We start from the raw sequence: 21,730 nt of genomic DNA, 5'->3' as shown, positions 1-21,730 counted from the left end.
ATTTTGAAGCACGCCGGTTGACGACTTTCTTTAGATCACTCCTGACGGTGGTTATGCGTCCCCGCGTTCGCGGGGACGACCCGTTGAGAGACTACACTTTATCCCGCGTCGCCGTCGACGATGGCACCAGCACCGGCTGGAGCGACGGAATCAGCCGCGTGCGTTCGCGGCCCGCGGGGATCGCGCGATAGACCTGCTTGGTCGCCTCCACGATATGGACGCCCGCGAACGGCAGCGACAGCGCGGCGCCCACGCGCTCCCACGCCATCGCCGAGCGCAGAAACCAGCTGTTGCCGACGGGCGGCAGGAACAGCGCCTCGCCCCAGGACGCCGGCGTGAACCAGGTATGCCGCAGCAATTGCGTGATCTGCGCCCGCGAATAGGGCCGGCCGTGGCCGAACGGCGTATTGTCGGTGCGCGTCCACACGCCGCGACGGTTCGGGATGACAGCGATCAGCCGGCCTGACGGCGCCAGCACGCGCCACACCTCGCGCAGCAGGCGCTCCGGATCGTCGGACATTTCCAGCGCGTGCACCATCAGGATCCGGTCCACCGCCGCATCCGGCAGCGGCATCGAGAATTCATCGATCAGCGTCGCCAGCGCAGGCCGCGCCGTCGGCCATTTCAGGACGCCCTGCCCCGCCGGCATGAAGGCGATGCAGCGTTCGGAATCCTCGCGAAACAGGCCGAGATAGGGCGTCGGATAGCCGAGCCCGAGCACGCGCTGCCCCGCCGCATCGGGCCAGCGCGCCCGGATGCCGCGGTTGATCAACTGCCGCGCCACGATGCCCAGGCGCTGCGAATAGAAATCGCGCAGATCGATGACGTCGATGGTCATGGGCCCAATCTACCACATCGCGTTTCATTGCGGCGTGCCGAAAATGGCATTGCCGTGCGAGCGTTAACGCCATACTTCTTTGGAATTAATGGGGCTGAAAGCCTTAACCACGGAGCTATCATGGCCGCGGAAATTCGCACCTTCACCTGCCTCAGCGACAATTTCGGCTATTTGATCCACGATCCCGCGACCAAGGCCACCGCATCGATCGACGCGCCGGAGGCCGGCCCGATCATCGGGGCGCTGGAACGCGAGGGCTGGACGCTGACGGATATTCTCGTCACCCACCACCATCACGATCATGTCGGCGGCGTCGCCGAACTCAAGCAGAAGTATAACTGCCGGGTCGTTGCCCCCAACGACAAGTCCACCAAGATTGCCAATGTCGACCTGCGCGCCATCAATGGCGACGTCATCAAGGTCGGCAGCCTGCTGGCGCGGGTGCTGGAAACCCCCGGCCATACGCTCGATCATATCTCCTACGTGTTCGACACCGAAAAGGCGGTGTTCGCGGCCGACACGCTGTTCTCGATCGGCTGCGGCCGCGTGTTCGAGGGCACCTATCCGATGATGTGGGATTCGCTGTTGAAGCTGCGCGCGCTGCCGGACGATTTCAAACTCTATTGCGGCCATGAGTACACCGCATCGAACGTCAAGTTCGCGCTGACCGTCGACGGCGACAACCCCGCGCTGCAGGCACGCGCGGAAGAAGTGACGCGGCTGCGCGCCGAGAACAAGCCGACGATCCCGGTGCTGCTGGGCGACGAAAAGAAAGCCAACGTGTTCCTGCGCGCCGACGAACCGTCGGTGGCGGCCAAACTGCACATGAAGGGGGCCAGCGCCGAGAAAGTGTTCGGCGAATTGCGCGAACGCAAGAACAAGTCCTGATGGCGTCGCCGGAAACCGCCGCCGAGATCATCGCGCGGCTCGATCTCAAGCCGCATCCCGAAGGCGGTCATTATCGCGAGACGTTTCGCGACACTGACGTGGACGCCGGCGGCCGTTCGCGATCAACTGCGATCTATTTCCTTTTGGCACGCGGCGAACGCTCGCACTGGCATCGCATCGATGCCGTGGAGGTCTGGCACTATTACGCGGGTGCGCCGTTGACGCTAAAGATCGCTGATGACAGCGGCGAGCGCAGCATTAAGCTCGGCCCCGATCTCACGGCCGGCGAAATGCCGCAGGCGATCGTGCCGCCGCATGCCTGGCAGGCCGCCGAAAGCAACGGCGACTGGACGCTGGTCGGCTGCACGGTGGCGCCAGGATTCGCGTTTTCGAAATTCGAACTGGCCCCGAGGAATTGGGAGCCTACGTGATTTCGTAGGGTGGGCAAAGCGCAGCATGTCCACCAGCTTTCCCGACGCCGCGAGAATGGTGGGCACGCTGCGCTTTGCCCACCCTACGGCGACGGTTCTTTTCTCCACACCAGATCCTTCGCCGCGATCAGGCCGCCGCCCGCGATCAGGATCGCGGCAATCGCAATCGTCGCGGTCGGCTGCGCAAAGCCGGCAAGAATGAGAAACGCCGTCGACAGCAATGGCGTCGCGTAGGACGCCGCGCCGAGCACGCGGATATCGCCGCGCTTCATGCCGATGTCCCAGACGAAGAACGCGGCGCCGACGGGGCCGACGCCAAGCGCCATGATCGCCAGCCACTGCCCGAGCGTCTCGGGCCACACCGTGGTCTCCACCACGCCATGCATCAGCGCCGCCAGCAACGCAGTGGCCAGACAGAACCCGGCGACCGCATCGGTCGGCACGGCCTTGAGCTTGCGCGACATCACCGAATAGGCCGCCCATACAAAGGCGGCGACGAAGGCCGCGGCAAGGCCCGGGATCTGGCCCGGCGCAAAGCTGGCGCCATTGCCGGCGAACAGCAGCACGGTGCCGGCAAGTCCGAGCAGCGCACCGATGATGTGATGCGGCGCCAGCCGCTCGCCCGGCAGCAGCGAGGAGAACAGCACGATCAACAGCGGCCAGAGGTAATTCAACAACCCCGCTTCCGCCGGCGGCGCGAAGCGCAGCGCGAGGAAATACAGCGCGTGATAGCCGAACAGGCCGCCAACGCCGACCACCCAGGCCACCAGTGGCTGCTTGAGCGCATGGAACGAGGCGGGCCGGAACAGGAAACTCGCAAAGGCGACCAAGGCGCCGATCGCGAACGTCATCGCGGCGAGTTGGAACGCGGGAATTTTCCCGGTCGCGACCGTCAGAACGGACAGCAGCGACCACATCAGGATCGCGGTCAGTCCGATCAGCGTGGCGGCGCGGGGAGTCATTGGCAGCGTGCTCTCATCATGGCCGGGGATTGAGGTCTGAAGGACGGCGTCGCTGACGCTCACCTCTGCCTGGCCATCCACGTCTCTTCCGATCGTTGGTTGTAAAGACGTGGATGCCCGGGACAAGCCCGGGCATGACGACGTTTTAGCTAACCAACATAATCGTGACGGTTAGGTCACACCATGTACTGCCCGCCATTGATCGTCATGGTCGAGCCGGTGATGCCTCCGGCTTCATCGGCGGCGAGGAACACTACGGCGCGGGCGATTTCCTCGGGCTCGCCGAGACGGTTGACCGGGATCAGCGGCAGGATGCTCTTCTCCAGTACTTCCTTCGGCACCGCCTGGACCATCTCGGTGTTGATGTAGCCGGGGCAGATCGCGTTCACGGTGATGCCGCCCTTGGCGTTCTCCAGCGCGAGCGCCTTGGTGAAGCCGATGTCGCCGGCCTTGGCCGCCGAATAATTGACCTGGCCGAACTGGCCCTTCTGGCCGTTGATCGAGGAGATGTTGATGACGCGGCCGAACTTGCGCGCACGCATGCCCTCGATCACCTGGCGCGTCATGTTGAACAGCGATCCGAGATTGGTGTTGATGACCGCGTTCCACTGATCGAGCGTCATCTTGTGGAAGGCGCCGTCCTTGGTGATGCCGGCATTGTTGATCAGCACATCGACCGGGCCGAGGTCGGCTTCGACCTGCTTGACGCCGGCCGCACAGGCGTCAAACGAGCTGACGTCCCATTTGTAGACCGGGATTCCCGTTTCGGATTTGAATTTCTCGGCGGCGGCGTCGTTGCCCGCGTAGCTCGCCGCCACCTTGTAGCCCGCAGCCTTCAGCGCCTTGCTGATCGCCGCACCAATACCTCTCGTTCCGCCGGTAACCAATGCAACACGTGCCATGTCCTAATCCTCCTTGGTACTCTTCTTGATACGCCGGAATTGTCCCGGTCTTTTGACGAATCTCAATTTTCGACCTTGCGTTGTGTCCTGCGCTGTTCCTGGAACACCTGCAGAGACGAAAATGCCCGGCGCTAGACCGGGCATTTCATTTTTATCAACTCAGGCCGCGGTTGCGAGATGATCTTTTCATCATTCAACCAGTCACTCTGCCTTTAGTTCAGTCGCGTGCAATGCACATTGCGATTCCCATGCCGCCGCCGATGCACAGCGTGGCGAGGCCCTTCTTGGCGTCGCGCTTCTGCATCTCGTGCAGCAGCGTCACCAGCACGCGCGCGCCCGAAGCGCCGACCGGGTGGCCGATCGCGATCGCGCCGCCATTGACGTTGACCTTGGACGTATCCCAACCGAGGTCCTTGTTGACCGCACAGGCTTGCGCCGCAAATGCCTCGTTGGCCTCGATCAGGTCGAGGTCCCCGATGTTCCAGCCGGCCTTCTTCAGCGCGGCGCGGGATGCGGGGATCGGCCCGGTGCCCATGATCTTCGGGTCGACGCCGGCCTGGCCCCAGGACACGATGCGACCGAGGACCTTCTTGCCTTCCTTGGCGGCCTGCTTGGCGGTCATCAGAACCACGGCGGCGGCGCCGTCATTGATGCCGGACGCGCTGCCGGCCGTAACCGTGCCGTCCTTCTCGAAGGCCGGCTTCAGCTTGGCCATCGCGTCGATGGTGGCGCCGTGGCGCGGATATTCGTCGGCGCTGACGATGATGTCGCCCTTGCGGGACTTGATGGTGACGGGGACGATCTCGTCCGTGAACTTGCCGGCCTTTTGCGCCGCCTCGGCCTTGTTCTGCGAGTGAACCGCGAACTCGTCCTGCTGGGCGCGGGTGATCTGGTACTGCTTCGCGACGTTCTCAGCGGTGTTGCCCATGTGGTAGCCGTTGAAGGCATCCCACAGGCCGTCCTTGATCATGGTGTCGACCAGTTCAAGGCCGCCCATCTTGACGCCGCCGCGCAGATATTGCGCGTGCGGGGCCATGCTCATGGATTCCTGGCCGCCGGCGACGACGATTTCGGAATCGCCGTTAAGCAGCGCCTGATAGCCAAGCGCCACCGTCCGCAGGCCCGAACCGCAGAGCTGGTTGACGCCCCAGGCCGGGCTTTCCACCGGGATGCCGGCGGCGATCGAGGCCTGACGGGCCGGGTTCTGGCCCTGGGCGGCGGTCAGAATCTGACCCATGATGACCTCGGAGACGCGGCCCGGCTCGATACCGGCCCGCTCCAGCGCGGCCTTGATGGCGACGGCGCCGAGGTCGTGGGCCGGGGTGGTGGCGAACGCGCCGTTGAAACTGCCGACCGGGGTGCGGGCGGCGCTGACGATGACGACATCGTCTGACATGGACATCTCCTGGGTTGAGGTTTTTTTTGACGGCGGGCGGCCGGACGGCATGCCTGTCTCTCACCTTATCCTGTTAACGCCATTGACCCATGTCAATCGGCCGGGGCCCAAAATCCTGCCGCGGCGCATTCAAATTGATCCCGATGAGGGTTTCCATAGCAGCACCCATGCCTTGGAATTAACCGTGCCGCACAAAACGGTAGCCGAACCGCATTGAAAATGCTTACTTTGCTGCGTTGCGTTGCTCGTCTGCCCGCGGCGGTTGTCGTCGGGTTCCCCGCTCTCGGTGTATTGTGTGAGCTTATGGCAAAGTCAGACCAACCTACGACCATCAAGAAATACGCCAATCGCCGGCTCTATAATACCGGCACCAGCACCTATGTGACGCTCGAGGATCTCGCAGCGATGGTGAAGGATGGCGAGGATTTTCTCGTCTACGACGCCAAGACCGGCGACGACATCACCCGCTCGGTGTTGGCGCAGATCATCTTCGAACAGGAAAACAAGGCCGGTCAGAATTTGCTGCCGACCACGTTCCTGCGCCAGTTGATCCGCTTCTACGGCGACAGCATGCAGATGGTGGTGCCGAAATATCTCGAGCAGTCGATCGACACGCTGACGCGCGAGCAGGAAAAATTCCGCCAGCAGCTCACCAACACGTTCAGCGGCACGCCGTTTGCGCCGCTCGAGGAACACGTCCGCCGCAACATGGAATTGTTTCAGCAGACGTTCTCGATGTTCAAGCCGTTCGTGCCGCCGCGCGGCGGGGCGGCGGCGCCATCCGAGCCGGAGAAGGCGCCCGAGCCGGCGCCCGACGAGGCCAACATCGACGACCTTCGCCGTCAGATGAAAGACATGCAGGACCGCCTCGAGCGCATGTCGAAAGAGCCGAAGAAGGAAGAGTAGCCAGCCCCGGCAATCCGTCCAATTCGCGACGTGCAGGCGGGGCTGTTGCCTCGCCCGCATAACGAAACGTGGCGGCCGCGTTCACGGGGATTGCAAGGAATTTCGCTTTCCCGTTGACCTGCATCAAGCAGGAAAGCCGCTGTTGCAATCACAATGTCCGCATGGACATGCGCGTTGCGGCTACCGACTCCACCGCAGCCCCCATGGGGTTGCCATCTGAAAAAAACCGGCGACTGTCATGGAAGCTTGCGGTTGCGGCCCTGATCGCGGCGGCGGCGGGCGGCGTCGCATGGTGGTTGCTGCGGGGGCCCGCGATCACGGTTGCGCGCGTGACGCGCGGCGCGGCCGCCGAAATCGTCTACGCCACCGGTTCGGTCGAGCCCGAGACGTGGTCGCGTTCGACGCCGCTGGTTCGCGGGCGGATCATCGAGCGCTGTCGATGCGAGGGCAAGTCCGTCAAACGCGGCGACGTTCTCGCCCGCCTCGATGACAGGGAAGCGCTGGCGACACTGAACGACCTGCACGCGCTGGAGGAATTTCAGCATCGCGAATTCGACCGCCAGTCGCAGTTGCTGTCGCGTGGCGTTGCGACGTCGCAGGCCTTCCAGAAGGCCGAGAGCGACCTGGCGCGCATCAAGGCACAGATTGCGGCGCAGACGCAGCGCCTCGACTATTACAAGCTCGTGTCGCCGATGGACGGCATCGTTCTCAAGGAAGACGGCGAAGTCGGGGACATGGTCGAGCCCGGCACGATCCTTTACCGGGTCGGACTGGAACGGCCGTTGTGGGTCGTCGCCGACGTCAACGAGGAGGACATCCCCCGCGTCAAGGTCGGCCAGAACGCGCTGCTGCGCACCGACGCCTTTGCCGGCGAGGTTTTGCAAGGCATCGTGAAGCAGATCACGCCGGCCGGCGATCCCGTCTCCAAGACGTTTCGCGTCCGGATCGGATTGCCCGACGACACCCCGCTGCGTGTCGGCATGAGCGTCGAAGCCAATATCGTCAGCCGCGAGAAGCCGGACGCCGTCCTCGTCCCTGCCAATGCCGTGATCCACAACGGCCTGTTCGCGATCGAGGACAACCATGCGCGGCTGCGCAAGGTCGAGATCGGCATCCGCGGCACCGGCTTTGTGGAAGTCCTGCAAGGCGTCAGCGAGGGCGAACTCGTCGCCTCGCCGGCGACCGCCAACATCAAGAACGGTTCCCGGGTCCGTGCGACGCCGGCGGAGTCGGCGGCGCGGTGAACCTGATCCTGACCATCGCCTGGACCCATGTCCGCTATCGCGCCCGCCAGACCTTCGTGGCAATCGCGGGCGTCATGACCGGGGTCGGCTTTTCCATCATGATGGCGGCGATGATGGAAGGCTCGCAGGATGATTTCATCCAGACCCTGGTCAATGCCTTGCCCCATATTTCGGTGACGGACGAACTGCGTGAGCCGAACCGCCAACCGGCCGACATCCGTTACACGGCCGCCGAATTCCACGGCCTGACGCCGGAAGTGCGCCGCCCGGGCATCAAGAACCCGATGGCCACGATCGCCTCGATCCGGACCTGGTTGCCCGGCGCGCTGACACCTTCGGTGCAGTCAAAGGCCGTGCTGCGCTTCGCGGGCCGCAACCTCACCATTTCGATCGTCGGTATCGATCCCCGCACCGAGCCGGACGTATCGAACCTGCCCGCTCACATGAGACAGGGATCGCTGCATTCGCTGTATCGGGCGTCCAATGCGATTCTGCTCGGCGACCGGCTGGCAAGCAAGATCGGCGCCCGCGTCAATTCCAACATCACGCTTGCCTCCTCCGACGGCGTCAACATGAACGCCACCGTGGTTGGCACGTTCCATTCCGGCTTCCGGATGACGGACGAAACCACCGGCTATGTCCTGTTGAAGACGGCGCAGGTTCTGGAAAAGCAGACCGGGGTCGTCAACGAGATCCGCGTCCGCACGCGCGATCCGATGGCGGCGCGCCTGATCAGCGAGCGAATCGGCGAGCAGACCGGGTACCGTTCGATCTCGTGGCAGGAAGCCCAGGAGGACCTGCTCTCGGCCATCACGCTGCGAAACGTGCTGATGTACACCATCGTCGGGGCCATCCTGCTGGTTGCGAGCTTCGGCACCTACAACATCATCTCCACCATCACGCACGAAAAGACCCGCGACATTGCGATTTTGAAGTCGCTCGGCTTTGAGGACTACACCATCCGGGCGATCTTCATCCTCGAGGCCCTGCTGGTCGGACTGGTCGGCGCGGCGCTTGGCTGGATCTTCGGCTATCTGCTGACCCGCGGCCTCGGCTCGCTCGAATTCAAGACGCCGTTCTCCGACTACAACCACCTGCCCGTGATCTATTCAGCCAAGCATTATCTGCTCGCCACCGCCGTGGCGCTGACATCGAGTTTCGTTGCCGGGTATTTCCCGGCCCGCGCCGCCGCGCGCGTTCATCCCGTCGACATCATCAGGGGCGCAACATGAGCCCGCCGCTTATCGAGGCGCGACGCGTGACCAAGATCCTCAGCGGCGTGGTGCCGGTAACGCTGGTCCGCGATATCAACCTCACGATCATGCCGCGGGAGTTTATTGCCATCACCGGCCCATCCGGCTCCGGAAAGTCCTCGCTGCTGTACTTGCTCGGGCTGCTCGACCTGCCGACCGACGGCGACGTTCTGATCGACGGCCGCTCCACCACCGCCATGACCGAGAATGAACGGGCCAAGGTCCGGCTCGCGCGGCTGGGTTTCGTATTTCAGTTCCACTTTCTGCTTCCGGAATTCAGCATCACCGAGAATGTCGCGTTACCGATGCGCGCGTTGGCGCGCCTGTCCCCACGGTCAATCATCGCGCGCGCCGAGGAATTGCTGGACTCGCTCGGGCTCGGCGACCATCGCCATAAAACACCGGATCAACTATCCGGCGGCCAGCGCCAACGCGTCGCGGTCGCCAGGGCGCTGGCCAATGATCCGCCGGTCATTCTCGCGGACGAGCCGACCGGGAGCCTCGATTCCGTTTCGACGGCGCAGGTGTTCGGCATCCTCCGCGACCTGGTGGCGCTGGACGGCAAGACCGTGGTCGCGGTCACCCACGATCTCGATCTGGCCGCGAAGATGCATCGCCGCATCCACATCGTCGACGGCCAGGTGCAGCAGGATACCCCTGCGGCGGCCGACGGCGGGGCGCCAGCCTGATGCTCTCTCGCCCTCGCCGCGGGGGTGGCCGATGAATCAGCCCGCCGCCGGCAGCGCGGTGTCGGCCGTGGCGGCCCACGGCCGGTCCGGCGACGCCAGCCCGATCAGGCGGCCCTGGATGTAGTCGCAGCCCCATTCGCGCAGCATCACGGCGGCTTCCTCGTCCTGCACCCATTCCGCTACCGTCTTGATCTGCAGGCGGTTGGCCAGATCGATCAGCGTGTGCACGAAGGCGCGATCGTCCGCCGAGCGCGCGATGTTCTGCACGAAAGCGCCGTCGATCTTGACGATGTCGACGCCGAGCTTGCGCAAGTTACGGAACGAAGTGTAGCCGGCGCCGAAATCGTCGATCGCAATCTGGCTGCCGAAATTCTTCAGCCGGGTGACGAAGCCGCGGATATCGTCGATATCCTGGATCGCGACCGTTTCGGTGATTTCGACGATCAGCCGCTCGCCCGCGCCGGGATGGGCCTTCATCAGCGATTCGATCCCGGCCCACCAATCCGGATCCATGGTGGTGTCGGGCGAGATGTTGAGGCTGAGCCGCACGGTCGGCGACGCCGCCAGTTCGGCGATCGCCAGTTCCAGCACGCGGTGGTCGACCAGCCGGATCAGGCCCAGCCGCTCCGCGACGGGGACGATATCGGGCGCCAGCAGCGCCTGCCCGTCCGCCTGCTCCATCCGCACCAGACACTCGTAGAACGCCGGCTGCCGCGAACGCGCCTCGACCACCGGTTCGAACGCGGCGACGATGCGGCGCTCGTTGAGCGCGGTGACGATCTCGTCGGTGACGCGGATGTTGACGCGGCGCTGGGCGTCGCGTTCGACGTTCGGCTTCCACAGCGCGAACGATCCGGCCCGGCGGCGCTTGGCCCCGTCGAGCGTTTCCTGGGCGCGGCTGACGGCTTCATCGGCGGTGCGCGCGTAGCGCGGGATGGTAATCGCGCCGATCGAGGCGGTCACCGAGACCGGGCCGGATCTGGTCGGGATCACCGTGTCGCGGATGCCGGCCAGGAAACGCTCGGCCGCGGTGTTGGTGTCGTCGACGGTGCAATTCCGCAAGATCAACCCGAACTTGTTGCCGGAGAAGCGGCCGAGCACGTCGCCGCCGCGCAGTTTGGCGCGGATGCGCTTCCCGACCTCGGCAATCACGGCATCCGCGACGTCGAAACCGAAGGCGTCGTTGACGCGCGACAGATGATCGATGCCGATCAGCATGAAGGCGCTGGTCGAGCGGAAACGCATGGTCTCCTCGATCGTCTCCGCCAGCGCAGCGACGAGATGGGTCCGGTTGAGTTCACCGGTCAGCGGATCGTGCCGCGACAGCCGCATCAGTTGCTCGTCGCGGGCGTGGCGCTCGTTGTTGATCCGGACGATGCCCTGCGCACGCACGGGTTTGCCGTCCGCCCCCGCAAACCAGCAACCGGTCTCCTCGATCCAGATCACCGGCGCGGAGGCCGCAGCCCGCACGCCGTATTCAATGCGGTAGGTGACGCCTTCGTCGCTCCGCGACGACGCCGATTGGGCCAGCGCCTCGTCACGGATCGAACGGGAAGGCTCGATCAGCCTGGCGAAGGCCGAGCCGCTAGCCAGCGCTTCCGCCGGAATATCGGTGAAGACCGCGCCGGCACTGTCGCTCCAGGCGATCGTATCCGCCGTCAGGTCCCAGACGAAGGCCGCCTGACCGAGCGAGGCGAGGATGCTGGAAGCGTGTGGAACAGGTAGCATCGGGACGTCTCGATTCGGGACACCGGCGGGGTGATCCCCGTGCCATGAGGATAGTGGCGCTTGCGCGAGCAAGGCTAGGCCATGTTGATAAATAATCCGGAAACCACGTTTTTCGGGCTTTCCGGGACGGCGGGAACGAATTGTTAGGAATCGGCATGGGCCTTGCGAGGTCAGCTCGCAGAGGGGGGTAACGCCCCAAAACGTGACAGTTTTAGCCGGTTACGGTGTGCGATGCTGGAGTACGATCGTTCGGACAAAATCCTGGATGGCGAGTTCGTCGATCTCGACGAGCCGGTTCATGCCGCGCTGGTGCCGGTAACCGAGGCCGTGCACTGGTCGCCGCGACCGGCACCGCGGCCCGATCCAACCTTCGTCGCGCAGTTGATCGCGACCGCCGACCAGGCGCCGCAGACCCGCCGCCTGCGGCGGGCTTCGCTGGCGGATGCCCAGACCGCCTATGGCGCCGGCCAGAGCCTGCGCTTCGGTTCGGGCTTCCGGACGCGGCACACCATCTAGATCAGCGCGGCGTATCCGGTTTGTCCGATGGCGGAAAGCTTGGGCCCGGCTGCAGTCCCGGCGACGGGATCTCTGGCGAATGGACCTCCGGCGAAGCCGTTTTCGGAGAATCCGGCTCGGGCACGACTGGAGTTGGCTGCGGCGCTGTCGGAGCCGGAGCTGGCTTTGGCTCGGGATTTTCCTGCAGCACGGATTCCGCGACGGCGGTGGCCGGCGGGGCCTCTGGCCTAACCGGTGCAGGTGACGCAGGGACCGGCTGAGGCTCGGGCGCCGGTGGCTCGACTTTCTCGGGTTCGGTCTTTTCGGCCTTTGCCGGACGCTCGGGAGCAGGCACGGCCGCGCGGCGTCGCGTTCGCAAGGCGAGACCGGAGATGAAATCCACCAGCGACAGCGCCGTCATCAGGAAGTAGGTCGAGGTGGCGAATTTCGGCCACATCACGAATTCGGCCGCCGCCGCGCCGAACACGATCAGCGACAGCAAATGGTCGGTCAGGTATTTCGCACCGGGGCGCGCACCCTTGATGACTTCGGCAAGCAGCAGCAGGATCGAGAGCGTCAGCAAGATATCGCTGAGCGTGACCGTCCACTCCGCCCCCGACACCAATGTCAGCTTCACCAACGGGTCGGTGAACGACACGTCGGGCATCAGGAAGACGATGATGTTGTAGATCGCGAGCGGAATCAGAAGCAGCGGAAAACCGACCATGGGTATCGCGCCTTACAGGATAACCGGATTGTCCCCGGGCGAAGCAGCGCTTCGCCCTGCGGAACCGTTGGCCCACTCGTTGGCCAAATTCGGGCGGACGCGAGTCGAAGTCGCGTCTTATCCCCCGAACCCGATCAGGATTCTTTCTTTTTGAGCACCTGCCGGCCCTTGTACATGCCGGTCTTGAGGTCGAGGTGATGCGGACGGCGCAGTTCGCCGGAATCCTTGTCTTCCGCATAGGTCGGCTTCTTCAGGGCGTCCGCCGAACGGCGCATGCCACGCCGCGAGGGCGATGTTTTTCTTCTCGGAACGGCCATAACGATCCTCTAGGGGTGTTGCGGGCAGATGTGTTGTGGAGGCACCGTCCGAAGCCGGACGGCCCGGCGCCTGCTGCGCGGGCTGCGATGCCGATAAGGCCGCGCTTATAGAGGATGGCATGGCGTAAAGCTAGGCCGGCCAGCGGTTAAATTGGCCGAAAATTGGCTCAATAGGCGCGATTCTCGCTCCAGCAGCGCGGCACCGCGCCTGCCCGCGCCATATAAGTCCCGGCCAGCCGCCGGACCCCCGGGCCGGGATTGCGGGCGCTTCGCCGGACCGGATTGGGCAGGATCGCCGCCAGCAGGGCCGCCTCGCGCGACGACAGCGTCGATGCCGAACGGCCGAAGGCGTACATCGCACCCGCTTCGGCCCCGAACTGCCCGGACGGGCCGAGTTCGGCGATGTTGAGGTAGATCTCCAGAATCCGCTGCTTGGGCAGCACGAAATCGATCCACATCGCCAGCGGCAGTTCCAGGCCTTTCCGGACCACGCTGCGGCCCGGCCAGAGAAACAGGTTCTTGGCTACCTGCTGGGTGATGGTCGAGCCGCCGCGGGCGGGCTCGCCATCCCCGGCGTCGTCGATCGCGTCCTGCAAAGCGTCCCAGTCGACGCCGTGATGGCTGCAGAATTTGGCGTCCTCCGAACCCACCACCGTGCGCGGCAGGGCGGGCGACATGGCGTTGAAATCGATCCATTGCCGCGACACCGGCGCCCCCGTCAGCCAGCGCCAAGCCATCAGCGCCGACACCGGATGGCCGATCCGGTACAGCGGCGCCACCAGATAGGGCAGCAACAGCACCGCAAGCAGGACCAGCACCAGATTTCGGACAATGCGCAACTTGGAAGCTTCCGGTTCGGCCCGAGCCGGCCCCCGGGGCGATCAATGGCCCCACCCACGTGACATCTCCATGATATCTAGGGCGTTTTCCAGCCCTTTTGTGACCTCCGTCATGGAATTGACGAAGCCGTTGCCATCAACGATTGTCCGCCCAAATTGATCTGGAGCTATTCTTAATGACGACCGCCAACGCCGATTTTGCCAAGCGCCTGGACCAGACCGCGGACGATACCGAAGCGCTGCTGGCAAGACTGTTGTCCGATACGGTGCTGCCCGACGAGATCACCCGGCCGAAGCGGCTGATGGACGCGATGCGCTATTCGAGCCTCGGCGGCGGCAAGCGGCTGCGCCCCTTTCTGGTGGCCGAAAGCTCGGCCGTGTTCGGCGTTCCGCGCGAGGCCGCGCTGCTGGTCGGCGCGGCGCTGGAATGCATCCACTGCTACTCGCTGATCCATGACGACCTGCCGGCGATGGACAACAGCGACCTGCGCCGCGGTCGCCCCACCCTGCACAAGCAGACCGACGACGCCACCGCGATCCTCGCCGGCGACGGCCTCCTGACGCTGGCGTTCGACATCGTCACCCGCGACGAGATCCACAAGGACCCGACCGTGCGCCTGCTGCTGACGCGAGCGCTGGCGCGCGCGTCAGGCATCGGCGGCATGGTCGGCGGCCAGATCCTCGACCTCGCCGGCGAAGGCCGCTTCGGCGACCGCGAACCGGTCGACGTGGCGCGGCTGCAGCAGATGAAGACCGGCGCCCTGTTGCGCTATGGCTGCATCGCCGGCGCCATCCTCGGCCAGTCGACGGAAAAGCAATACCAGGCGCTCGACGATTACGGCCGCGCGCTCGGCGAGGCGTTCCAGATCGCCGACGATCTGCTCGACGTCGAGGGCGACGCCGAAGCCCTCGGCAAGCCGGCCGGCGCCGATGCCGCGCTCGGCAAGACCACCTTCGTCACCCAGCTCGGCATCGACGGCGCCAAGCAGCGCGTGCGCGACCTGCTGGCGCGGGCCGATTCGGCCCTTGCGATCTTCGGGACGAAGGGCGACGTATTGCGGGCGGCCGCACGCTTCGTCGCGGAGCGCAAGAACTAGCGCCTCTCGCAGCCGAAGGAACCGGATGAACAAGGAATTCGAAGACTACCTTGTTCGCTTCCGCAACCTGCCGCTGCCTGTCCGCATGGTCTATGGCCGCCCGCGCACCTTCATCGCGCTCGCGCTCGGCATCGTCATATTCTTCCTGCTGCCGGATGGGCTGCGGTTCGCGACGCGTCTGGTGGTCGCCTGGGACGTCTTCGCCGCCCTGTATCTCGTGCTCGCCTACAGCATGATGATGCGCTGTGACACCAGCCATATCAGGCGCAGCGCCGTCATTCAGGATGATGGACGCTTCCTGCTGCTGCTGTTGACCGCGCTCGGCGCCTTCGCGAGTCTGGCGGCCATCGTGATCGAGCTCGGCGCGGCCAAGGGCAACCCCGCCGAGATGACCTTGGCCATCGTGACGATCGCGCTGTCGTGGGCAATCGTGCACACGGCCTTCGCGCTGCACTAAGCCCACGACTTCTATCGCAACAAGAAGCCCGGCGGCCTGCAGTTCCCGAGCGGCGACAGCCATGCCGAGGCGGACTACTGGGACTTCGTCTATTTCTCGTTCGTCATCGGCATGACCGCGCAGGTCTCCGACGTCGGCATCACCGACAGGATCATCCGCCGCACCGCGACCGTGCACGGCATCATCTCGTTCGTGTTCAATACGGCGCTGATTGCGTTGATGGTGAATATCGCGGGAAGTGCGATCTGAGGACTGGCCGGCGAGGGCTTGAAGCAGGCGGCGGGGGGCCGAAACCAAAACATCGAAAACAACCCCATGCACAGTAGCTAAGCTTTTGGAATCGCTCAGGGCTTTACAAGCATCTATTTGCCGCCCGTCAAACTCATCTGTCATTCCCCGCGTACGCCGCGGCCCTTCGGTTCTATTACTGAGGCCTCTGGAATACTGGGTCACCCGCCCTGGCGCGCTGTTGCGCACAAGGCGGGTGACGACACCTTCCTGATTGGCAGCCTACGGGCAGACGCCCGACATGATGGCGCCGAAGGAGTGGCAACCCGTGGCACGGTCCTGGCCGGTCAAGGGTCGGCCGTTGGCCCCGGTCCCTGCGCCACGCGGCACCTGGGAGCCGGTGATGTAGACGCGCTTGGTCGCTTCCGGCGCGCGCCGTGCTTCGGGGTAATCGCGCCGCGGTTCCGGCCGCTCGCGTGCCGCCACCGGCTTCTTGGCGCGGCGCTTCTCGCACTCATTGTCGTCGTTGAGGAAAGAGCCCTCGGCACAGACGATCTTGGTGCAGCGCTCGCCCTCGGCCTGGAAACCGTGCTCGCAGACCAGCGGGCAGACGCGGGACGATTTCAGCTTGATGGTGTCGAGCGTATCGACGCTTGCGACCTTGGTATCGACCTTTGTGCCGGCATAACGGTTGAACTGTGACAGCGAACGCTGCGTGGAACTGTTCCAGGTGCCATCGGCGTTGCCGGTCAGGCAGCCGACGCGGCGCAGTTCCGATTGCACCGACTTGGTGACGTCGGGCTGCGGCGGGCCGGCGGCGAGCGCGGCCACGTTCACCGCCTTGTCGGCGGGTGCGGGGCCCGGTGCAGCGGCGGCAGCCTCGGCAGCAGCGCGCTTCTGCTCGGCGGCGGCGGACTGTTCCTGCGCCACCTGCTTGGCCTTCTCGGCCGCAAGGCGCGCCTGCTCGGCGGCCCTGGCATCTGCGTCGGCCTTGGCCTGCTGCGCCTTCTGGGCGCCCTCGGCGACGAGCCGCGCGCGTTCCTGCTCGGCCATGCGGGCCCTTTCGGTCGCGGCGACGCGCGCTTCCTCGGCGGAAAGCTTGTCGAGCTGCAGCTTGGCAAGGCTGGCGTAGAAACCGTCGGGATATTGCGCGAGGAAGGCGTTGAGCGCGCTCTTGTTGCCGACCTGCAGCGCCAGCTCATAATCGCGGCGGGCCTCGGCCTGCGGGCTCGGGACGGGCGCAGCGGCGGGCACCGCCTTTGCCGGCACCAGCGGCACGTCCTCGCCGCCGAGCGAGCCGTACACGAAGGGCTCCTGCTTGTTGCCGGTGGACTTGAGCACCTCGTCGCGGACGAAGCCGAAGGCGCGGCGCACGTCGAGGCCGGGTTTTGTCAAATGTTGAGACAGCGCCGACGTGAACGGGCTGTTCTGGCCGTCGCCGTCGGCCGCGGTGGAACCGGCCTTGGCGGAATAGGCGATCAGCACGTTCGGGCTGGTCGGCTCGACCTTGGCGAGGCCCTGCCCGATCGCGCGCGAAGCGACGGTGCGCTTCATGGTCCGCGAAAACGGATTGTCGCGGCAGGCATCGAGAATCACCAGCCGCAGTTTCTTGGCCGGCTCGATCGCGATCAGGATGCGGTCGAGCGACAGGCCCTCGTCATAGATGTCGGTATCGCGCTCAAGCCGCGCATCGACGGGAATGAGGTAGTTGCCGCCATCCACCTCGATACCGTGGCCGGCGTAGTAGACCACCGCGATATCGGCATCACGCGCCTTGTCGGCAAAGTCGCGTAGCGCGCGGCGGGTTTCGGCGGCCGGCAGGTCACGGCGGGAATCGACCACGTCGAAGCCGGCCTCTTTCAGCGTCGCTGCAATCTTCATGCTATCGTTAATGGGATTGGCGAGCGGGGCGACGTTGCGGTAGGCGGAATTGCCCAGCACCAGCGCCACGCGCTTTTCGGCAAACGCAGGTGCGCTGACCAGCAGGAAGCTGGCGGCTGCAACGGCTAATCGGCACAATTTTAAATATCCAGACATCATCGTGACTCCTCCGGAGCCTTGAACTTTTTTACCACACCAGCCTGCGTACCAGAAGCCACAGTCTGGCTTTGTGAGGTACGTCACGATCCACACGGATGTGAATGGTGCCCTGCCATATCCTTGGTCAGGCGAACAAGCCGCAAGGTTCGGCGATGGCCGCGGCTGTTCGCCGGTTCCCCGGCGACAAAGACAGCGCCTTACCGCAACCCCGCAAGACACGCATTCTTCCCCAGCGATGCGAGCGTTCGACTTTTCTCAATAGCGCTATCGGCGCGTTCATGGCTTATTCCCTCGAACCATTTTTCATTTGCTGGGAGAACAGCCGTGAACGCCGACCGATCGACCGTCGAAGCCGTGGTGAAGACCTATTTTGATGGCCTTTATGAGGGCGATGCCGACAAGCTCGGCGCGATCTTCGACACCAGCGCCGATTTGCGCTGGCTGGAAAAGGGCGAGTTGCAGGTTTTGACCGTGCCCGACTGGCTGGATCGCGTGCGCAAGCGCCCCTCCGCCAAGGCCGAAGGCAAGCCACGCGAGGATTTCATCGTCACGATCGATCGCTCGGACGACCAGACCGCCTTCATCAAGGTACGCTGCCAGTTGCCGCCGCGCTATTTCACCGACTATCTGGTGGCGATGAAACTGAACGACGGCTGGAAGATCGTCTCGAAATCCTACCGTTACGATCTGCGCGAGTAGTCGACTGGTACCGGGTATGGGAAATATCTGAGTCGCTTGCTGCCCATGCTTCGAGACGCTCGCGTCGCTCGCTCCTCAGCATGAGGTTGTTGTGTTTCAACAAGTCGGACCTCGCCCAGAGGAGGCCGCGAAGCAGACGTCTCGAAGGATGGGCACAATACCGATTTGTGATTCCGGGTATTGACGATTCAGATTTGCGCGCCCGCCGGTGCGGCCTCCGCGCTGCCGCTGCGGCGGAAACCCATCGCGCTCCAGCACGGTCACGACGGCGTAGAAATCCGACAGCACGCGCGGCCAGGAGGCCGCCCAAGCTGGCGCCGATCACGATTGCATGCTGACCGATATGCTTCATGGCAATGCTCCCGCCCTGTTCGCCGCAATGGGCTGGCTTGCTGTTACGGGAGCCGATCGGGCGCGTTCGGAGGCAGGGCCACAAACTTTTCAGTAACGGCTTGAAACCGCTTCGCTCGTCGTCCGGGGGCGTGCGCGCCGTGCGCATTGACGTCGCGGTTTTTCCCTGCGAATGGGCGATCATGGAAGCCAAGTTTCAGATGTTCTTGATCCTGCTCGCCGTGCTGGCCGGCGTTGCATTGCTGGCGCGGCGGATCAACGTCGCGCCGGCGATCCTGCTGCTGCTCGCCGGCATCGCGCTCGCCTTCGTGCCCGGGATGCCGACGGTGGAACTGCCGCCTGAGCTGGTGCTGCTGGTCTTCCTGCCGCCGCTGATCTACTCGGCGAGCGTCGCCATGAGCTGGCGCGAGTTCAAATCCAACCTGCGTCCGATCATCCTGCTGTCGGTCGGCTGCGTGATCTTCACCGCCTTCGCGGTCGCGGCCGCGACCCATTTTCTGATCGGACTGCCGTGGAGCATCGGCTTCCTGCTGGGCGCGATCGTCGCGCCGCCGGACGTGGTGGCGCCGCTGGCCATTGCCCGCAAGCTCGGCATGCCGCGCCGCATCCTGGTGGTGCTCGAGGGCGAGGGGCTCGCCAACGACGCCACCGCATTGATCCTCTATCGGTTCGCGGTGGTGGCGATTTCGACCGGGCTGTTCTCGCTGCCGAAAGCGACGGGCACGTTCGCGGCCATCGTCGTCTGCGAGATCCTGTTCGGCGTTGCGGTGGGCTGGCTGTCGTTGCGCGCGCGGCACCACGCGCGGGATCCGCAGATCGAGATCACGCTGTCGCTGATCACCCCCTACCTCGCCTACTGGATACCCGAACATCTCGGCGGCTCCGGCGTGATCGCAACCGTGGCCTGCGGCCTCTACATCAGCTGGAACGGACCGCTTTTGATTTCGTCGGCGACGCGCCTGCAGGGCATTTTCTTCTGGGACCTGGTGATCTATCTGGTCGAGGGCCTGCTGTTCCTGCTGACGGGTTTCCAGATGCGGCTGCTGTTCGAGAAATCGAAGGCGTTTCCGCTTGGTGACATCCTGATCGCCACGGCGCTGGTCGCCATCATCGTCATTCTCGCCCGCTTCGCCTGGGTCTACCCCGCAACCTATCTGCCGCGGCTGCTCAGCAAGCGAATCCGCCAACGCGATCCGACGCCCTCCTGGCAGGCCGTCTTCGTGGTCGCCTTCACCGGCGTGCGCGGCGCGGTGTCGCTGGCCGCCGCGCTGGCGCTGCCGCTCGCACTGCCCGGCGGCGCCCCCTTTCCCTACCGCGACATGATCCTGTTCGTCGCCTTCGGCGTCATCTTCATCACGCTGGTCGGACTGGGGCTCGGATTGCCGCCGGTGGTGCGGTGGCTCGGCGTCACCAAAGACGGCAGCACCGAGCATCTCGCGGAACACGAGGCCGAGATCGCCGCAAGGCGCGCGGCGCTCGATGCGGCGCTCAAATCGCTCGACGCCATTACCGACGACCGCCAGCTCTCCGATGAAGTCGTGAAACTGCTGCGGGCGCGCCACGAGACCCGCAGCAACCAACTGCCGAACTCGCTCGATCCCGACGCCCACGACGTCTCGGTGGCCGGCGCCGCGCTGACCCGGGAATTGATCGTGGCGGAACGGAAGTTCATCCACCTCCTGCTCCGCGACGGCAAGATCACCGACGAAACCAGACGGCATATCGAGCGCGACCTCGATCTGGAGGAAGCGAGCTTGAGCAATCGCGAGTATCGGAAGATGCCGCTGTAGGGATCGCTCGTCATTCCGGGGCGTGCGAAGCACGAACCCGGAATGACGGTGAGCGCCCTACTCCGCCGCGTCCCTGCCCGGGCGGCCGACATATCCGGCCGCATCACCGAAGCGCTCGATCATGACGGCGGTGAGGTCCTTTGTCTTGCTGGTGACGCAAGCGCCGGAGCGCACGGCATAGCGGTGCTGATGCTGCAGATGCGGCGGCGCTTCGCCGTTTTGCAGCGCGCGTGCGGCGTCCATCACCAGCTTGCGGAAATGCAGGATGCCGAGATCGGTCGGCCCGAGATGCTCGCGGGTACGGTCGGCGATCGGCCCCTGGCTGTCCTGCACCGCGGCGTCCTGCTCGGAGACGCCCTTGATGCCGGTGTAACTGGACGTCTTCTGCAGCTTGCGATCGATCAGATAGTCGTTCGACTTGTTGCGCAGCGGAACATAATTCTCGTCAACCACCGCCATTACGCCGTTGCCGTTGGCGTAGCCGTCGCGCTCGGCCTGGGTCAGCGGGCGCTCCGGATTCCACGCATAGGTGTAGATCCAGCAATTGGTATCGGTCACCGGCACGAACGTCTGCCCGAAAATGTTCTCGCCCGGCATCGAGCTCGGCGCATAGGCGTGCACCGGCATCAGGAACTGGGCGATGCGCCAGTAGATGTTATCGGAGCCGGTCAGCCGCCCGCCGGCGACCGTCAGCCCGGCTTCGTGCGGATTGATCTTGATCACCGGGCGCGGGTCCTCGGCGATCCAGCGCATGTGGTCGGTCGCGACCCGCGTCAGCGGGTTCACAAAATGCTTCTTGATGTCGAGGATCTCGTTCTCTTCCTTCTCAAAGGAGAGATGCGCGAAGGTGAAATGCGCGGTGTCGATCGAGCCTTCGAGTGCCTGCACCCAGTTGCAGTCCTGCCATTTCTTGGTGACGAAGCGATGCGAGGCCGGCACCAGCGCCATTTCCAGATCGGGCAGATCGGGCACCTGATCGGCCGGGCCCATATAGGCCCAGATCATGTCGCCCCATTCGCGCACCGGATAAGACTTGATCCGGATCAGGTCTTTCGCGTTGAGGTCGGGATAGGAGGTCGGCATGTCGACGCAGCGGCCGTCGGTGTCGAACTTCCAGCCGTGATAGACGCAGCGGATGCCGCACTCCTCGTTGCGGCCGAGCCAGAGATTGGCGCCGCGATGCGGGCAATACTGATCGATGACGCCGACGACGCCGCGGGTGTCGCGGAACGCGAGCAGCTCCTCGCCCATGACCATGATCTTTTTCGGGGTGCCGTCGGCCTCGGGCAGCTCTTCAGACAGCAGCACGGGAAGCCAGAAGCGGCGGAGCAATTCGCCCATGCCGGTGCCCGCACCACTCTCGGTGAGGAATTTGTTGTCTTCTGCGCGGAGCATGGGCGACCTCCGATTGTTGTTTTGATTTTCGGCAAGCTTGGCGCAGGTCCCGACAAGG

21 protein-coding genes and 1 pseudogene are annotated in these 21,730 nt (G+C 64.6%); 12 read left to right on the top strand and 10 right to left on the bottom strand.

Going from position 1 to position 21,730, the window contains the following annotated elements; translation table 11 throughout:
- Positions 1-91: 91 nt before the first annotated feature.
- On the bottom strand, positions 92-838 hold the full coding sequence (locus QUH67_RS03040; RefSeq protein WP_300945167.1) for a class I SAM-dependent methyltransferase: 747 nt from the start codon (positions 836-838) through the stop codon (positions 92-94).
- Positions 839-958: 120 nt separating this feature from the next.
- Between QUH67_RS03040 and gloB the strand changes: the two genes are divergently transcribed.
- Together gloB and QUH67_RS03030 are read left to right on the top strand one after the other, a co-directional pair.
- Complete coding sequence (gene gloB / locus QUH67_RS03035; RefSeq protein WP_300945166.1) at positions 959-1,726, top strand: hydroxyacylglutathione hydrolase; 768 nt, start codon at positions 959-961, stop codon at positions 1,724-1,726.
- Entirely contained in the window at positions 1,726-2,157 is a 432-nt protein-coding gene (locus QUH67_RS03030) for a cupin domain-containing protein (protein ID WP_300945165.1), read from the top strand. Before gloB ends, QUH67_RS03030 begins: the two co-directional genes overlap by 1 nt.
- A gap of 83 nt (positions 2,158-2,240) precedes the next feature.
- On the opposite strand, the gene yddG is transcribed toward QUH67_RS03030, so the two are convergent.
- From yddG to QUH67_RS03015, 3 genes are all read right to left on the bottom strand, one after another.
- On the bottom strand, positions 2,241-3,119 hold the full coding sequence (gene yddG / locus QUH67_RS03025) for an aromatic amino acid exporter YddG (protein WP_300947922.1): 879 nt from the start codon (positions 3,117-3,119) through the stop codon (positions 2,241-2,243).
- A 176-nt stretch (positions 3,120-3,295) separates the two neighbouring features.
- The gene (gene phbB, locus QUH67_RS03020; protein WP_300945164.1) at positions 3,296-4,021 is read right to left on the bottom strand and encodes an acetoacetyl-CoA reductase; all 726 of its coding nucleotides are present in this window, start codon (positions 4,019-4,021) and stop codon (positions 3,296-3,298) included.
- 217 nt (positions 4,022-4,238) lie between these two features.
- Positions 4,239-5,417 carry an acetyl-CoA C-acetyltransferase gene (locus QUH67_RS03015; RefSeq protein ID WP_300945163.1) on the bottom strand — a complete coding sequence of 393 codons (1,179 nt, stop codon included), beginning with the start codon at positions 5,415-5,417 and terminating at the stop codon, positions 4,239-4,241.
- On the opposite strand from QUH67_RS03015, the gene QUH67_RS03010 reads away from it, so the two are divergent.
- The 5 genes from QUH67_RS03010 (at position 5,416) to QUH67_RS02990 (ending at position 9,509) form a co-directional block, all read left to right on the top strand.
- A complete protein-coding gene (locus QUH67_RS03010; protein WP_300945162.1) occupies positions 5,416-5,634 on the top strand; it encodes a hypothetical protein in 219 nt (72 codons plus the stop codon). The genes QUH67_RS03015 and QUH67_RS03010 overlap by 2 nt on opposite strands.
- Before the next feature lie 86 nt (positions 5,635-5,720).
- Positions 5,721-6,323: a polyhydroxyalkanoate synthesis repressor PhaR gene (gene phaR / locus QUH67_RS03005; protein WP_300945161.1), complete on the top strand. Its 603-nt coding sequence runs from the start codon at positions 5,721-5,723 to the stop codon at positions 6,321-6,323.
- 203 nt (positions 6,324-6,526) lie between these two features.
- Positions 6,527-7,567, top strand: coding sequence for an efflux RND transporter periplasmic adaptor subunit (locus QUH67_RS03000; protein ID WP_300945160.1), 1,041 nt, complete (start codon positions 6,527-6,529; stop codon positions 7,565-7,567).
- On the top strand, positions 7,564-8,799 hold the full coding sequence (locus QUH67_RS02995; RefSeq protein ID WP_300945159.1) for an ABC transporter permease: 1,236 nt from the start codon (positions 7,564-7,566) through the stop codon (positions 8,797-8,799). The genes QUH67_RS03000 and QUH67_RS02995 overlap by 4 nt, the downstream gene beginning before the upstream one ends.
- Positions 8,796-9,509 carry an ABC transporter ATP-binding protein gene (locus tag QUH67_RS02990; protein WP_300945158.1) on the top strand — a complete coding sequence of 238 codons (714 nt, stop codon included), beginning with the start codon at positions 8,796-8,798 and terminating at the stop codon, positions 9,507-9,509. Before QUH67_RS02995 ends, QUH67_RS02990 begins: the two co-directional genes overlap by 4 nt.
- Before the next feature lie 36 nt (positions 9,510-9,545).
- Here the strand turns inward: QUH67_RS02990 and QUH67_RS02985 are convergent, their stop codons facing one another.
- A complete protein-coding gene (locus QUH67_RS02985) occupies positions 9,546-11,237 on the bottom strand; it encodes a bifunctional diguanylate cyclase/phosphodiesterase (protein WP_300945157.1) in 1,692 nt (563 codons plus the stop codon).
- 231 nt (positions 11,238-11,468) lie between these two features.
- Between QUH67_RS02985 and QUH67_RS02980 the strand changes: the two genes are divergently transcribed.
- On the top strand, positions 11,469-11,753 hold the full coding sequence (locus QUH67_RS02980) for a hypothetical protein (RefSeq protein WP_300945156.1): 285 nt from the start codon (positions 11,469-11,471) through the stop codon (positions 11,751-11,753).
- A gap of 1 nt (position 11,754) precedes the next feature.
- On the opposite strand, the gene QUH67_RS02975 is transcribed toward QUH67_RS02980, so the two are convergent.
- The 3 genes from QUH67_RS02975 to mtgA all read right to left on the bottom strand — a co-directional run bounded on the left by QUH67_RS02975 (position 11,755) and on the right by mtgA (position 13,615).
- On the bottom strand, positions 11,755-12,459 hold the full coding sequence (locus QUH67_RS02975; RefSeq protein WP_300945155.1) for a hypothetical protein: 705 nt from the start codon (positions 12,457-12,459) through the stop codon (positions 11,755-11,757).
- Between the two features lie 134 nt (positions 12,460-12,593).
- A complete protein-coding gene (rpmF, locus tag QUH67_RS02970) occupies positions 12,594-12,776 on the bottom strand; it encodes a 50S ribosomal protein L32 (RefSeq protein WP_028347701.1) in 183 nt (60 codons plus the stop codon).
- A 167-nt stretch (positions 12,777-12,943) separates the two neighbouring features.
- Positions 12,944-13,615 carry a monofunctional biosynthetic peptidoglycan transglycosylase gene (gene mtgA, locus QUH67_RS02965; protein WP_300945154.1) on the bottom strand — a complete coding sequence of 224 codons (672 nt, stop codon included), beginning with the start codon at positions 13,613-13,615 and terminating at the stop codon, positions 12,944-12,946.
- A gap of 176 nt (positions 13,616-13,791) precedes the next feature.
- Here mtgA and QUH67_RS02960 point away from each other — a divergent pair, with 176 nt between their 5' ends.
- Together QUH67_RS02960 and QUH67_RS02955 are read left to right on the top strand one after the other, a co-directional pair.
- Complete coding sequence (locus QUH67_RS02960) at positions 13,792-14,712, top strand: polyprenyl synthetase family protein (protein ID WP_300945153.1); 921 nt, start codon at positions 13,792-13,794, stop codon at positions 14,710-14,712.
- A 25-nt stretch (positions 14,713-14,737) separates the two neighbouring features.
- A pseudogene (locus QUH67_RS02955) lies at positions 14,738-15,418 on the top strand (DUF1345 domain-containing protein).
- Between the two features lie 261 nt (positions 15,419-15,679).
- On the opposite strand, the gene QUH67_RS02950 reads toward QUH67_RS02955, so the two are convergent.
- On the bottom strand, positions 15,680-17,434 hold the full coding sequence (locus tag QUH67_RS02950; RefSeq protein ID WP_300945152.1) for a caspase family protein: 1,755 nt from the start codon (positions 17,432-17,434) through the stop codon (positions 15,680-15,682).
- Between the two features lie 327 nt (positions 17,435-17,761).
- On the opposite strand from QUH67_RS02950, the gene QUH67_RS02945 reads away from it, so the two are divergent.
- Positions 17,762-18,136 (top strand): nuclear transport factor 2 family protein, encoded by a 375-nt coding sequence (locus QUH67_RS02945; protein WP_300945151.1) that lies wholly within the window; start codon positions 17,762-17,764, stop codon positions 18,134-18,136.
- Positions 18,137-18,669: 533 nt separating this feature from the next.
- Complete coding sequence (locus QUH67_RS02940; protein ID WP_300947921.1) at positions 18,670-20,277, top strand: Na+/H+ antiporter; 1,608 nt, start codon at positions 18,670-18,672, stop codon at positions 20,275-20,277.
- Between the two features lie 57 nt (positions 20,278-20,334).
- On the opposite strand, the gene QUH67_RS02935 is transcribed toward QUH67_RS02940, so the two are convergent.
- Positions 20,335-21,672: a Rieske 2Fe-2S domain-containing protein gene (locus tag QUH67_RS02935; protein WP_300945150.1), complete on the bottom strand. Its 1,338-nt coding sequence runs from the start codon at positions 21,670-21,672 to the stop codon at positions 20,335-20,337.
- Positions 21,673-21,730: the final 58 nt, after the last annotated feature.

The organism is Bradyrhizobium roseum (assembly GCF_030413175.1).
GTDB lineage: Bacteria > Pseudomonadota > Alphaproteobacteria > Rhizobiales > Xanthobacteraceae > Bradyrhizobium > Bradyrhizobium roseum.
This window is presented reverse-complemented; position numbering and strand designations above follow the sequence as displayed.